14 protein-coding genes are annotated in these 13742 nt (G+C 66.5%); 8 read left to right on the plus strand and 6 right to left on the minus strand.

The window, feature by feature from the left end:
- Positions 1–74: 74 nt before the first annotated feature.
- The gene (locus ACIP90_RS16740; protein ID WP_400580686.1) at positions 75–503 is read right to left on the minus strand and encodes a phage holin family protein; all 429 of its coding nucleotides are present in this window, start codon (positions 501–503) and stop codon (positions 75–77) included.
- A gap of 70 nt (positions 504–573) precedes the next feature.
- Here ACIP90_RS16740 and ACIP90_RS16745 point away from each other — a divergent pair, with 70 nt between their 5' ends.
- The 5 genes from ACIP90_RS16745 to ACIP90_RS16765 all read left to right on the plus strand — a co-directional run bounded on the left by ACIP90_RS16745 (position 574) and on the right by ACIP90_RS16765 (position 6329).
- A complete protein-coding gene (locus tag ACIP90_RS16745; RefSeq protein ID WP_400580687.1) occupies positions 574–1692 on the plus strand; it encodes a histidinol-phosphate transaminase in 1119 nt (372 codons plus the stop codon).
- A 147-nt stretch (positions 1693–1839) separates the two neighbouring features.
- Complete coding sequence (gene pdhA, locus ACIP90_RS16750; protein ID WP_400580688.1) at positions 1840–3072, plus strand: pyruvate dehydrogenase (acetyl-transferring) E1 component subunit alpha; 1233 nt, start codon at positions 1840–1842, stop codon at positions 3070–3072.
- Complete coding sequence (locus ACIP90_RS16755) at positions 3072–4052, plus strand: alpha-ketoacid dehydrogenase subunit beta (protein WP_400580689.1); 981 nt, start codon at positions 3072–3074, stop codon at positions 4050–4052. The genes pdhA and ACIP90_RS16755 overlap by 1 nt, the downstream gene beginning before the upstream one ends.
- An 83-nt stretch (positions 4053–4135) precedes the next feature.
- Complete coding sequence (locus ACIP90_RS16760) at positions 4136–5638, plus strand: dihydrolipoamide acetyltransferase family protein (protein WP_400580690.1); 1503 nt, start codon at positions 4136–4138, stop codon at positions 5636–5638.
- A gap of 67 nt (positions 5639–5705) precedes the next feature.
- Entirely contained in the window at positions 5706–6329 is a 624-nt protein-coding gene (locus tag ACIP90_RS16765) for a phosphatase PAP2 family protein (protein ID WP_400580691.1), read from the plus strand.
- Positions 6330–6387: 58 nt separating this feature from the next.
- Here ACIP90_RS16765 and ACIP90_RS16770 read toward each other — a convergent pair whose 3' ends face one another.
- The 3 genes from ACIP90_RS16770 to ACIP90_RS16780 all read right to left on the minus strand — a co-directional run bounded on the left by ACIP90_RS16770 (position 6388) and on the right by ACIP90_RS16780 (position 9055).
- Positions 6388–6726, minus strand: coding sequence for a hypothetical protein (locus ACIP90_RS16770; protein ID WP_400580692.1), 339 nt, complete (start codon positions 6724–6726; stop codon positions 6388–6390).
- A gap of 476 nt (positions 6727–7202) precedes the next feature.
- Positions 7203–7634, minus strand: a complete 432-nt coding sequence (locus ACIP90_RS16775) for a universal stress protein (protein WP_400580693.1) — start codon at positions 7632–7634, stop codon at positions 7203–7205.
- Positions 7635–7741: 107 nt separating this feature from the next.
- Entirely contained in the window at positions 7742–9055 is a 1314-nt protein-coding gene (locus ACIP90_RS16780) for a PLP-dependent aminotransferase family protein (RefSeq protein WP_400580694.1), read from the minus strand.
- A 113-nt stretch (positions 9056–9168) separates the two neighbouring features.
- Between ACIP90_RS16780 and ACIP90_RS16785 the strand changes: the two genes are divergently transcribed.
- Entirely contained in the window at positions 9169–10038 is an 870-nt protein-coding gene (locus tag ACIP90_RS16785) for an isocitrate lyase/phosphoenolpyruvate mutase family protein (protein WP_400580695.1), read from the plus strand.
- Positions 10039–10095: 57 nt separating this feature from the next.
- On the opposite strand, the gene ACIP90_RS16790 is transcribed toward ACIP90_RS16785, so the two are convergent.
- Positions 10096–11037, minus strand: coding sequence for a GerMN domain-containing protein (locus ACIP90_RS16790; RefSeq protein ID WP_400580696.1), 942 nt, complete (start codon positions 11035–11037; stop codon positions 10096–10098).
- Positions 11038–11253: 216 nt separating this feature from the next.
- The gene (locus tag ACIP90_RS16795) at positions 11254–11820 is read right to left on the minus strand and encodes an NAD(P)H-dependent oxidoreductase (RefSeq protein WP_400580697.1); all 567 of its coding nucleotides are present in this window, start codon (positions 11818–11820) and stop codon (positions 11254–11256) included.
- A gap of 121 nt (positions 11821–11941) precedes the next feature.
- Between ACIP90_RS16795 and ACIP90_RS16800 the strand changes: the two genes are divergently transcribed.
- Both ACIP90_RS16800 and ACIP90_RS16805 read left to right on the plus strand, forming a co-directional pair.
- Positions 11942–12568, plus strand: coding sequence for a TetR/AcrR family transcriptional regulator (locus ACIP90_RS16800; RefSeq protein WP_400580698.1), 627 nt, complete (start codon positions 11942–11944; stop codon positions 12566–12568).
- 9 nt (positions 12569–12577) lie between these two features.
- The gene (locus ACIP90_RS16805) at positions 12578–13678 is read left to right on the plus strand and encodes a Gfo/Idh/MocA family oxidoreductase (RefSeq protein ID WP_400580699.1); all 1101 of its coding nucleotides are present in this window, start codon (positions 12578–12580) and stop codon (positions 13676–13678) included.
- Positions 13679–13742: the final 64 nt, after the last annotated feature.

The raw sequence follows: 13742 nt of genomic DNA on the forward strand, positions 1-13742 counted from the left end.
CCCAGCGGCCGGCGGCTGCAAGCGGCTGCCGGCCCCACGCAGCGTCGACGCGGCGTCCACGCAGCGGCCTGCAACTACCGGTGGCGTGCCCCCGGGATCCTGTCGGCCACCAGGGAAACGATGGTGATGATGATTGCCGCCAGCACCGCAGTCCAGAAGAAGGAGTCAATCGTGAAATCCACCGGTGTGTAGCTGCTGATCCACGATGTCAGGTACAGCATGGCCGCGTTGATGACGATCGTGAACAGCCCGAGGGTGAGGATGGTGATGGGCAGCGAAAGGAAACTGACGATCGGACGCACGAAAGCATTGACCAGCCCGAAAATCAGCCCGACAAAGAGGTAAGCCAGGACTATGCCGGCAGCATCGGTCCCCTGGCTGACGCCGGCGTTAGCCACCGCGTCGGTCGCGGCCGAAGTGGTGATGTTCAGCCCGGGGAGAATCCAGCTGGCAATCCACAGCGCCAGTCCGTTGATGAGCACCCGAACGATGAAAGAACGCATGCGCCCATGCTGTCATACCTCGCGGGATGCGGGCGCACCCGCAACAGACGGGCGAAGTAGGCTAGTTGGCATGACTTCATCAGAGACTATGGCTGGCGGTGTCAGGCCGAGGCCGGTTGTTGACCGGTTGCCCCGCTATGCCGCAGGCAAGCCACCCGTCGCCGTCGACGGCCTGGCCAGCTACAAACTGTCGTCCAACGAGAACCCGCTGCCGCCAATTCCGGCCGTAGCCGAGGCCATTGCGGCGCAGACCGACTTCAACCGCTACCCGGACCCCCTGAGCACCAAGCTCCGGACCGCGCTCGCGGACTTCCTGGAGGTGCCGGCCGAGGACATCGTCACCGGCGCAGGAAGCCTTGGGGCGCTCAACCAGCTGCTGAGCGCCTTCGCCGGCCAGAACGACGACGGCAAAGCCGATGAAGTGATCTATGCCTGGCGATCCTTCGAGGCGTATCCCATCTGCGTTGGCCTGGCCGGCGCCGAGAGTGTGCGTATCCCCCTCACCGCGGACGGCCGTCACGATCTTGACGCCATGGCGGCCGCCGTGACCACGCGCACCAAGGTGATCCTGCTGTGCACGCCGAACAACCCCACCGGCCCGATCCTGAGGGCAGAGGAAACGGAACGGTTCATCAAGGCAGTCCCTTCGGACGTGGTGGTGGTCATCGATGAGGCCTACCAGGAATTCATACGGGCGGACGACGCCGTGGACGGCATTCGGATGTACCGGAAATACCCCAACGTCGTGGTGCTCCGGACCTTCTCCAAGGCACACGGCCTCGCCGGGTTGCGCGTGGGCTACAGCATCTCCCAGCCGGAACTGACGCAGTACCTCCGCGTGGCCGCCACACCCTTCGCGGTGTCCCAGATCGCGGAACAGGCCGCCGTGGTGTCCCTTCAGAATTTCGACCAAGTTGTAGAAAGGGTACAAAGCCTGGTGGATGAGCGGGACCGCGTGACAGCCGGTCTGCGTGATCTGGGGTGGTTCGTTCCAGAGGCTCAGGGGAATTTCGTCTGGCTGGATCTGGGCGATAACAGCGCGGAGTTCGCCCAGCTGGCGGGGGAGCGGGCGCTTTCGATGCGGGCTTTCGGAAATGAGGGCGTCCGGGTCAGCATCGGCGAGGTGGAGGCGAATACCCGCTTCCTCGAGCTCTGTGCGGTTTATACAAAACCCCCGAGGCGTTCCTAGCGGTTAACAACTGCCCGCTGTTAGTTGCGCCGGATAAAGTAAGGAACAGTAAGCCAAAATATATGCCGCACATGGAATGCATTCCGTGCGGGGCATATATCCCAGCGACATTGCAACGCATCCGCATGCGGCAAGCAAGGAGACGGTATGGGCGCCACACATCTGCCCTCCACCGAGTTCGACGGAACAGACGTGGATGACCAGCTAGAGGCCGAGGCCGAGGCTGCCCTGGGCGAGCCGCCGGTCGAGATGGTCCAGCTGCTTGGCCCGGACGGCAAGCTCGGCACGAACGCCATCTTTTCGGAGTATGCCGAAAGGTTGGATGCGGAACAGCTGCGCGGCTTTTATGCCGACATGGCCGCGATCAGGCGCTTCGACCAGGAGGCCACAGCGCTCCAGCGCCAGGGCCAGCTGGCGCTCTGGGTTCCGCTGACCGGCCAGGAGGCTGCGCAGATAGGCTCCGGGCGGGCCAGCCAGCCCCAGGACTACATCTTCCCCACGTACCGCGAGCACGGTGTGGCCCTCACGCGGAACGTCGACCTCGCCGAGCTCCTGCGGCAGTTCCGTGGCATCTCCAATGGCGGCTGGAACCCCAAGGACACCAATTTCCACCTGTACACACTGGTCCTGGCTGCCCAGACACCCCACGCCGTCGGCTATGCCATGGGCATTCAGCGCGACCAGCGCCTCGCGGAGGCCAACGGCATGGCGGAGTCCGGCGCGGCCGAGCCGAAGGCTGCCGTCATGGTCTACTTCGGCGACGGCGCCAGCTCTGAAGGCGACGTTCACGAATCCATGGTGTTTGCATCGTCCTACAAGGCGCCCGTGGTCTTCTTCTGCCAGAACAACCACTGGGCCATCTCCGTGCCCACAGCAGTGCAGACCCGCATCCCGCTGTCCAACCGGGCCAAGGGCTACGGCTTCCCGGGCATCAGGGTGGACGGCAACGACGTCATAGCCGTGCACGCCGTCACCGAGTGGGCGCTGGAGCACGCACGGCAGGGCAACGGGCCGGTGCTGATCGAGGCCTTCACCTACCGCGTCGGCGCACACACCACGGCTGACGACCCCACGAAATACCGCGAATCCTCCGAGGAAGCGCTGTGGCGGGCCAAGGATCCGCTGGAGCGGCTGGAGAAGTACCTCCGCTCCGAGGACATGGCCGATGATGCATTCTTCAAGCAGGTGGCCGCTGAGGGCGACGAGCTGGCGGCCTATATCCGCAAGTCAACCTATGATTCCGACGCCCCGGACATCCGGACGGCCTTCGCTAATACGTATGTGGAGGCACATCCCCTCGTGGCCGAGGAACTGGCCTGGTTCGAGGAGTACGCCGCGGGATTTGCCGGCGGGGACACCGCAGAAGGGGCTGGCCACTGATGACCACCATGACCATTGCCAAGGCCATCAACGAAGGCCTGCGCGCCACGCTCAACAACAACCCCAAGACGCTGCTGATGGGCGAGGACATCGGACCGCTCGGAGGCGTCTACCGCGTGACCGACGGCCTGATCGGTGAGTTCGGTGCCGACCGCGTGGTGGATACTCCGCTCGCTGAATCCGGAATCATCGGCACGGCGATCGGCCTGGCGCTGCGCGGCTACCTGCCGGTCTGTGAAATCCAGTTCGACGGCTTCGTGTTCCCCGGCTTCAACCAGATCACCACCCAGCTCGCAAAGATGCACTCGCGCAGCAACGGGAACCTGACTGTACCGGTCGTCATCCGCATTCCCTACGGCGGCGGCATCGGCTCGATCGAACACCACTCGGAATCTCCTGAGGCGCTGTTCGCGCACACCGCAGGCATCCGCATCATCACCCCGTCCAACCCGCACGACGCCTACTGGATGATCCAGCAGGCCGTCGACTGCCAGGACCCGGTGATCGTCTTCGAACCCAAGCGCCGCTACTGGCTCAAGGGTGAGGTGGACACTGAGACGGCAGGCCTCGCCGGGGATCCGTTCAAGGCCCACGTTGTCAGGGAAGGCACCGACGCCACAGTGGTGGTCTACGGTCCGCTGGTTCCCGTGGCCCTCGCCGCGGCCAACGCCGCAGCTGAGGACGGACGCAGCATTGAGGTCATCGACCTCCGCTCGATCTCGCCGATCGACTTCGACACCATCGAAGCCTCGGTGAAGAAGACCGGCCGGCTGATCGTGTCCCATGAAGCCCCCACGTTTGGCGGGATCGGCGGCGAAATAGCGGCCAGGATCGGTGAACGCGCCTTCCACTCGCTCGAGGCGCCCGTCATCCGCGTGGGCGGCTTCCACATGCCCTACCCCGTGGCAAAGGTGGAAGAGGACTACCTCCCGGACATCGACCGCATCCTTGAGGCGCTCGACCGCGCCTTCAGCTACTGACCCCTCCGCTTACTGACGTTTCCGCCTGCAGTCGCCTCCGGGCACCGGCCGGCCAGCCTGAGCTTTTGAAACCCGAGGACCCCATGACGCTTAACAAGTTCAACCTCCCCGACGTGGGCGAGGGCCTGACCGAGGCCGAGATTGTCTCCTGGAAGGTCAAGCCGGGGGACACGGTGGCCATCAACGATGTCCTCTGCGAAATCGAGACGGCCAAGTCCCTCGTGGAACTGCCGTCTCCCTTCGCCGGCACCGTCACGGAACTGCTCGTTCCCGAAGGCGTGACGATCGACGTCGGGACGGCCATCATCAGCGTTTCCGACGACGTTTCCGGCGACCCCACTCCGGCCGACGTCCCGCTGCCCCCCTTGCAGGAGGCCGAGCCCGAGCCGCTCATGCACGGGAAGCTGCACCCGCACCCCCACGAACCGGCTTCCCACGGCGATGCTGCCGCAGGCGGTCCGGCCGGGGGCCCGCTGGTGGGTTCCGGCCCGAAGGCCGACGCCGTTAAGCCGCGCCCGCGGAAGGCGTCCGCCAGGCCTGTGGTCCAGCCTGTTGAGAGCGGCGGTACCGCTCCGCTGGCCGAGCCAGCCATTTCGACAGGGTCAATCAGCGGCAGGGCTCCGCTGGCCGAGCCCGTCGAGACCGGTCAGGACAAGCCCACCCTTGGTGGCGCCATCACCGGGCTGATGAACAAGGTCCTGGCGAAGCCGCCGGTACGGAAGATTGCCCGGGACCTTGGCATTGACCTGGCCGATGTGGTGCCCACCGGCGCCCGCGGCGAGGTGACCCGGGAGGACCTGGTCAGCTACCAGGCCCAGCGGGACGCGGAGCTGGACAAGGCGGACACCTTCTGGGGCAAGTCGGGCCGGCCGCAGGACCAGCGGATCGAACGGATCCCGGTGAAGGGCGTCCGCAAGGCCACTGCCAAGGCGATGGTGGACTCTGCCTTCTCCGCGCCGCACGTCAGCATCTTCGTGGACGTGGACGCCAGCCGCACCATGGAATTCGTCAAGCGCCTGAAGGCCTCGCGCGATTTCGAGGGCATCAAAGTCTCCCCGCTCCTGATCCTGGCCAAGGCGGTCATCTGGGCTGCGGCCCGGAACCCCAGCGTCAACGCCACCTGGGTGGACAACCCCGGGGGTGATTCGGCTGAGATCCAGGTCAAGCACTTCATGAACCTGGGCATTGCCGCGGCCACGCCGCGGGGCCTGATGGTTCCGAACATCAAGAACGCCCAGGATCTCTCCCTGAAGGAGCTGGCGCTGGCTTTGAATGATCTTGCCACCACCGCCCGTGCCGGCAAGACCCAGCCTGCCCAGATGCAGGGTGGCACCCTGACCATCACGAATATCGGTGCCCTCGGCATCGACACCGGAACCCCCATCATCAACCCGGGCGAGGTGGCCATCGTGGCATTCGGCACGATCAAGCAGAAACCCTGGGTGCTGGACGGCGAGGTCATTCCGCGCTGGATCACGACTCTTGGCGGGTCCTTCGACCACCGTGTTGTGGACGGAGATCTGTCCGCGCGCTTCATGGCTGACGTCGCCGCCATCCTTGAAGAGCCTGCCCTCCTGCTGGATTGATCGGCTTCCTGACCAGCCGGGATCCCGGCCTGCGGCGTCAGTTCACCGGATGACGGAGGGTCCCCGCGTGGGGCGAGAGCAAACGGTCATGGTCATCCGCAACCGCGTGGCGCTGTTCCTCTCGGCGGTCTTCCAGCCGCCGGTCACTGTGGCTGCGTTGCTGATGCTCAGCCCGGTGATTGAACCGGGTTTCCCGGGGACCATCTGGTTCGGTGCGCTGGCCGTGCTGTTTGTCTGCGTGTTGCCGTTCGCCGCCGTGTTGCTGCTGGTGCGGCTGGGCAAGGTCTCGGATCATCACGTCAGTGAACGCCGCCAGCGGGCACCGGTGATGGGCATGGCCATGCTGTCGCTGCTGGCTGGCCTGGGCGTGCTGACGGTCGTCAAGTCGCCCGTCAGCGTGATTGTCATGGTCCTGACGATCGTCGGCAGCGTGGTGGTGCTTGCCGTGATTAGCCTCTTCTGGAAAATCAGCGGGCACGCAGGAGCGATCGCGCTCTCGACGGGCATCGCCCTCCTTATGCTGGGCCCGCCGTGGCTTCCGCTGCTGCTGCTGATCCCTGCCGTCAGCTGGTCCCGTGTGGTGCTGCGCGCACATACCGTGGCCGAGGTTGTGATGGGTGTGCTGGTTGGCGGCGGTGTGGCGTCCGGATTGTGGTGGCTGCTGAGGGAACTGATGATCCTCGCTCATTGAGCCCCTCTGTCACCGGGGGTCCTGACGCCGGTGGCAGCAGCATGCGCCGGAGGGCGGTTTAGTACGCCTGGTACGTGGTCATCAGTTCCGCCAGAGCGGGATCGGCGGAGAGGCCGGCGAGGCTGAACGCGGCGGCGATCATGACGCCGGCGAGGCCGGCCACGCAGCCGGACACGGTGGCCAGGAACTTCCAGTCGTTCCGCAGGACGCTCTGTATTGTTTCGGGAAGCTGCAGGTCCGGCGAGATGAGGTTCGGCGCGCTGTCCACGGAGCCGTCGTCCAGCAGGGCGATGACCCGTCCCGTGCTGCGGTCCAGCCGCATCGAGCAGATGTGGTTGCCGTGGCGGGCAAGAAGGATGTCGTGGCCGACGAGCTGGCGTCGCTGAAGCGTAAGCATTTTTAGGTCCTGGCGCTGGTAGGTGCTGGGCTGTCCGCACCATCGGGGGCACCATTGATTTTACCGTTGGGCCACCCGCCAATTCCCGGAAAGCCGGGTGAGGCTGCCCACCAGGAGGCGTGACGCTGGTCAAATCGGGCGCGGTCCTTCGGTCCCCTTCAATGTCCTGGCTGCCCGCCTCACCGACTACGGCACGGTCCCTGGGGGCTGGCCCTGTACCTTGATCCAGGCAGGAGAGGTGGCGGCAGTCCGGAGCCAGCCTCGGAACCGGCGCCGGCCCCGGAGCCAGCGCCGGCCCCGGCGCCAGCGCCGGCGCCAGCCGCCGGAACCCGCGTGGCAGAACGGCTGCACAGCTAATCAGAACGGCTGCCGCGCACCTCCTGAGGGGTTAGCAGCGTGCCCTAGCCCCAGAGGAAAGTTAGGGAATCACCGTGCCCAGTCGGCACGACCTCCCGATACGATGTGCTTGTCCTGGCCTAGTCCGCCCCGTAGGTGTTGGCGATGTAGACGTCGCAGGACGCAGTGTGGGCAACGCTGTTGGCGATGCTGCCCAGCACCCGCCCCAGGCCGTGCATGCGGCGGTTGCCCACAACGATCATCCTCGCGTCGGAGCGTTCGGCCTCTTTAACGAGGGCTTCGGCCGGCTTGCCGCGCACCGCCGAGTAGGTCACAGTGAGCCCCGCGACGGCGAGGCCGGCGGCAACGTCCTTGGCAACTTTCTCGGCCGCGCCGGCATCGGAGACGATCCATTTGTCGGAGCCGCTGCCGTAAACCTCGGTCCGATCGGTGTCAAAAGCCGACACGACGTGCAGGGTCGCCCCCAGCGCCACCGCAAGGTCCCGGGCCGCCTCTGCGGCCTTGCGTGCTGTGGCGCTGCCGTCCACGCCGACAACAATGATTCCACTCATGATCCACTCTCTTTCGTTCGCAGCATCCGGGCGGGCTGCATGTTCGCATCCTGCGTCTGCCCGGCTGGTGTCCATCATTAGGCTACAGCGCCGGCCAGACACGCGGGTCAACTGGCCGGGTGGCCTGTGGCTTGTGGCTTGATGGCTTCCTTGAGCACCGGCGCGAGCCGCCGCACACCTTCGGCGATGCGTTCCGGAGGCACGGCGCTGAAGGCCAGGCGCAGCTTATTGGAAGGTTCGGCCGAGTGGCTGAAGGCAGCTCCCGGGATGAAGACGACGCCGGCGTCAATCGCCTTGCGGAGCAGGGGATACGTATCTACGCCCTCCGGAAGTGTGACCCACACAAAGAAGCCGCCCTCCGGTCGTGTCCACGTCAGCCCGTCCGGCATGTATTTCTCCAGCGCAGCAAGCATGGCGTGGCAGCGCTCCGCATACAGTCCCCGGTACGTTTCGATCTGGCCCTTCCAGTCGTAGTCCCTGAGGTAAGCCGAAACCAGCATCTGGTTCAGCGTGGGCGGGCACAGCGTCACGGCCTCGGCTGCCAGATAGTAACGGCGCTGCAAATGCGAGGGGACGAGCGCCCAGCCGATGCGCAGCCCCGGCGCGAAGATCTTGGAAAACGACCCCATATAAATGACATCGTCAGGATTGGCGGCGCGCAGCGGTTCCAGTGGCTTCCCCTCAAAGCGGATCAGGCCGTAGGGGTTGTCCTCGAGCACCAGGATGTTGGCGCGGCGGCAGATGTCGACGATCCGCTGGCGCCGCTCCTGCGCCAGGGTGATCCCCGAGGGATTGTTGAAGTTCGGGATCGTGTAGAGGAACTTGATGTTTTTCCCGGCGCCCTGGAGTTCGCCGATCCTGGCCTCGAGAAGCTCAGGCACCAGGCCGTCGTCATCCATTGCGGCGGCCTCAACCTGGACCTGGTACGCCTCAAAGGTGTTCAGGGCGCCCACATAGGTGGGTTCCTCGACGAGCACCACGTCCCCAGGGTTGCAGAAAACCTTGGTGGCCACGTCTTGGGCGGACTGGGAGCCGGCGGTGATCACCACGTTTTCGGGCAGCGCGTCCAGGATGCCCTCGGCGGCCATGACTTCGCAGACCTGGGTGCGAAGCTCTTCCGTGCCCTGCCCGCTGCCATACTGCAGGGCGGTCAGGCCCTGTTCGGCGATGATCGCCGCAGCCGTCTGGCCCAGCCTCTGCAGGGGCAGTGACTGGAGGTAGGGGCTGCCGCCCGCCAGGGAGACGAGTCCCGGGCGCAGCGAGATGTCGAAGACGTCACGGACAGCCGACTGCTTGATGTTCGCGGCGCGCTCCGAAAAGAGTCCTTCGTGGCGATGCGAAGACGTTGCCGCCCGTTCAATCGCGTCAATCGCTTCGGCGGGGAGGACGGCCGCGGCGGCGTCGAGTGTCTCGTGGGTCACAGTCCCTAGGATACAACCAACTGTTGTCAAGAAGGCAACAGTTGTTCACGAAATAGGACGATTCGAAGCCCAGGGTCCTTTACGCGGGCACGCCGAGGGCATGGAATGGAGCCATGACCACGTTCCAGTCCTTTCCTGCCCAGTCGGACAAGGCCGCAGCCTTCCGGGAACTCCACGCGGAAGGGCCGGTGCCGCTGGTGCTGGTGAATGTGTGGGACGCCGCCTCGGCAAAGCTCGTGGAGCAAGCCGGTGCCCAGGCCCTGGCCACATCCAGCTCAGCCATCTCCTGGAGCCTGGGCTTTCCGGACGGCAACCATTTGCCCCGTGCCCTCGCCATGGCGGCGCTCAACAGGATTGCGGCCGCGACGGACCTGCCGGTGACGGCCGACATCGAAACGGGGTACGCCGGCAGTGACGGCGCCTTCGACGATGCCCAGCTGGAGCAGACCATCACGGCGGTCCTGGCAGCCGGGGCCGTGGGGGTGAATATCGAGGACTCCGGGAGTGAACCGCTGACCGACGTCGCCGAGCAGGCCCGCAGGATCGGGACCGTCAGGAGGCTGGCGGAGGAGTATGGGGTGCGGCTCTTCATTAACGCCAGGACGGACACCTACCTGTCCGGGCGGTTTCCGGAATCGGCCTTCGAGGAAACAATGCAGCGGGCCCCGGCATACCTGGCGGCCGGAGCGGACGGGATCTTCGTCCCCGGCGTGACGGACCTGCATGTCCTGCACGAGCTCTCCCGGCGGATCCCTGCGCCGCTGAACGCACTTGCCGGCGTGGGGGCACCCTCAGTCGGGGAACTGCATGACGCCGGCGTGCGGCGGATCAGCATCGGCGGCAATACCGCGAAGGCGGCTTATGCAACGGTGTCCAGGGTGGCTGCCGAAGTCCTGGGCGATGGCAACTGGTCCAAGCTGGCCGGAGCCCGCAGCCATGCCGAGATGGACGCCCTCTTCACCCGGGCCAATGCACGTGAGTGACGCTCGCCTGGTCACGCATGTGCATGACTCTCAAGTGGTGATTCAGGCGGTGTGTGCCTAGCGCAGGCTCAGCACGTCCGCCAGCCTGACGCCGTCGACGTAAATCTCCGCCCGGACGGCGCCGACGGCCGTCACGGCCGTGTGGGTCAGCTGGGCCTCAATCCGCGGGATGTCGCAGGTGCCCCCTGGCTGAACCGCCCCGCTTAAGTTGACCACCACCGTCTCCCCGTCCAGGAAGCCGGAAACGTACTTCAGCGCGGATGACTCCAGGGCGCTGTACAGTCCAGCCGGTGTTCCGCTTCCAGACAGCAGCCGGCTCATGGCTGCCTGAAGCGGCTCGCGGATCGCGGGGTCCGTGTGGCGCACGGGGACGAGGCTGTCGTTGCAGCCGAAGCGCACGCCGGAACTGCCGCCGTCGTCCACGGCCACGTAGTACACAGCCGTGCCGGCGAGGACTCCCGCCGCCCCGCCTGCGCCGCTCCCGGCGCCCGTTCCGAAGCCCGCTGCAGGTCCGGCTGCCGCACCTTCTGTCCCCGTGCCCGGCTCCGGAGGGCCTGGTGCACTGACTGCAGGCTGCTCGTGGATTGCTGGTCCGCCTGCGGAGCCTGCAACCGGTCCCTCAGCGGACCCCGGCTCTGCAGGCTGTTCCAGTGGCAGGACGGCGGGCGGAACGGGGGTCGCAACATCCTGCGGGACGGAATTCGTGCCCGCGCCTGACCCCAGGGCTGGCTCCGCGCCGGATCCCTGGGCCGGTTTTCCGCTCGGCCCCGCCGGAGGGGCCGCAGGCACGGCATCCTCCGGTGCGGGGGCCGGTGCCGGTGCAGGGACGGGTCGGGGGTCGGGGGCGGCCAGGCCCGGCGCGCCGGCGGGAGCCTGTTCGGCAGCGGTCCCGCCTGGCGTGGCCGGGACGGAAACGCAGGATCCCAGCCCCAGCGGGAGCAGCAGGCATAGGGCGGCAGCCGCCGTCGTCAGCGTCCTGCCGCACTGACTGGTCTTCATGACTGCACCGCACTTCCCGCTCGCGCGTCCCGTATATCAACGGTAGTGCGGTGGAAGCCGGCGGGGAACGGAGTGCCGGTGACAGTTCGGCCGCAGCTCAGTTACGGAATGGTTGCGCTGCACGGCGCCGGGCCGGTGCGGGCCGGGACGCCAACGCCCCCGGCAACTGTCCAGTTGCCGGGGGCGCCTCGGGGGGATGGGAGGGGTGGCTTGGGGCTAGGCTGCGGCCTCTGCCTTCTCGGCGGCGGCAAGGGCACTGAAGATTCCCTTGATCTGCTCGACAACCTCGGCGTCGTCCTTCGGGTGGGTCTCGGCGAAGCGGACCATGGAGCCCGGAACGGCGAGCTTGACGTCCTCGAGGACGCGGGCGCCGGCGATGCCGGCAGCTTTGCGGGCCTCGTCCTGGGCCCAGACGCCGCCGAACTGGCCGAAGGCGGTGCCGACGACGGCGGTGGGCTTGCCGGCAAGGGCGCCGGCGCCGTACGGGCGGGACAGCCAGTCAATAGCGTTCTTGAGCGACGCCGGCATGGTTCCGTTGTGTTCGGGGGTGACCAGCAGCAGGGCGTCGGCGTCATTCGCTGCGGCGCGAAGGGCTGCGGCGGCCTCCGGGACCTGGCCCTCGACGTCAATGTCCTCGTTGTAGAAGGGGAGGTTGCCCAGGCTCTCGTGGATGACGATTTCGAGATCCTCCGGGGCGTTGAGCTGGATAGCCTCGGCGAGCTTGCGGTTGTGGGAATCGGCGCGAAGGCTGCCGACCAGGGCAAGTACGGTGTTCTTGGACATGTGAACTCCTAGTGTCAGCCGCGGAGTGTCCGCGGCGGCTGGTTGTCGAGGCGTTTTTTGCCTTCACCGATACTAAACGGACTACGGTCCGGATATTATTCCCCAGTCTAGAATGATTTGTGTGAGCCTCATCCCAATCCGCTCCGGAATGTCCGGCGGCTCCGGTCCGGAGCGCCGCGACGCCGCCCGCAACCGGGAACTGCTGCTGTGTGCAGCCCGGCAGCTCATCGAGGAGTGCGGCGCGGATGGCCTCACCATGGACAAACTGGCGGAACGGGCAGGCGTGGGCAAGGGAACAATCTTCCGGCGCTTCGGCAGCCGGGCCGGACTCATGATGACGCTGCTCAGTGATGCCGAGGCCGAGTTCCAGGGCCGCTTCATGTTCGGCCCTCCGCCCCTGGGCCCGGGGGCGCCTCCCCTGGAACGGCTCATCGCGTTCGGCGCCAGCCGCATTGGCTACATCCTGGAATACGGCGACCTCGCCCGGGCCGCCGACCATTCGGTGTACAACCGTTTTGAGGTTCCCGCCGTGGTGCTGTGGCACAGGCATATCGAGCATCTGCTGCTCGACGCAGGCTTCGACGCGGACGCGTGGCTCATGGCCATGTCGCTGAGTGCCACCCTGGATGCGGAACGGCTGCTCCACACCGTCCGCGTGCACGGCGTCTCCCCCGAGCGGCTCGAGGAGTCATGGCGCCAGCTGGTCACCCGCGTGGTCGGATCTGCGGAGGGCGGCATCCCGGAGTAGCGTTGCACCATGAGCACCGCATCCCCCTCCTCGCCCCTCTCCCCGTCGGGACGGCAGCCGTCCGGTGAACGCGGACCCATCCGCACCGCCGTCGTGGGTTTTGGCCTCTCCGGCAGCGTTTTTCACGCCCCGCTGATCGCTGCCGATTCCCGATACTCACTGGAGGTCATCGCGACGTCGGATGCCGGCCGCCAGGCGGCCGCCGTCGACCGTTATCCGGGTGTGAAAACGGTTCCCGACGCCGAGGCCGTCCTTGCCATGGCCGGGGACCTTGACCTTGTGGTCCTGGGGACGCCCCCGGCAACCCATTACCCGCTGGCGAAGGCCGCGCTCGAGGCCGGGCTCGATGTCGTGGTGGACAAACCGTTCGCAGTGACCAGCGCCGAGGGCGTGGAGCTGACCACGCTGGCAGAAAACCTGCATCGGGTGCTGACCGTCTTCCAAAACCGCCGCTGGGACGGCGACTTCCTGACCGTCCAAGGTCTGCTCGACGCCGGGGCGCTGGGGCAGGTGATGCGGTTCGAATCACGCTTCGAACGCTGGTCCCCGGAAGTGTCCAAGGCCTGGAAAGCGGAGGCCACGGCAGCGACCGGCGGAGGCGTCCTGTTCGACCTGGGCACCCACCTGCTGGACCAGGCGCTGGAACTGTTCGGGCCCGGCCAGATTGTTCATGCGGAACTCAACGCCCGGCGGCCGGGTGAAAACACGGACGACGACTGCTTCCTCGTCCTGAAGCACGGATCCGGCGTGCTCAGCCACCTCTGGATGAACATGCTGTGCGCGCAGCAGGGCCCGCGCTTCCGCGTGCTGGGTTCTGAGGGCGCCTTCACAAAACACGGCGTGGATCCGCAGGAACCGTACATCGTGGCTGGCGGAGGCCCACTGGACGAGGAGTACGGTGTGGAGGCCCCGGAGTGGGCCGGGCAGCTGGGCCGCGACGGCCACCTTGACCGGGTGTCCACCGAACGCGGCGCCTACCCGGAGTTCTACCGGATCCTCGCTGACAAGATCACCGACGGCGGCGCCGCCTCCGATCTTCCGCTTCCGGTGGATCCGGCAGGCCCCGTAGAGGTCCTCAAACTGATCGAACAGGCCCGTGCCATCGCTTAAATGAAACCGCTGGCTGGGCCTGCCGAAACCTGGGTGCGGCTTCGACTGGCTCAGCCAGCGGTGG

It is taken from the genome of Arthrobacter sp. NPDC093139, from assembly GCF_044754165.1.
GTDB lineage: Bacteria > Actinomycetota > Actinomycetes > Actinomycetales > Micrococcaceae > Arthrobacter.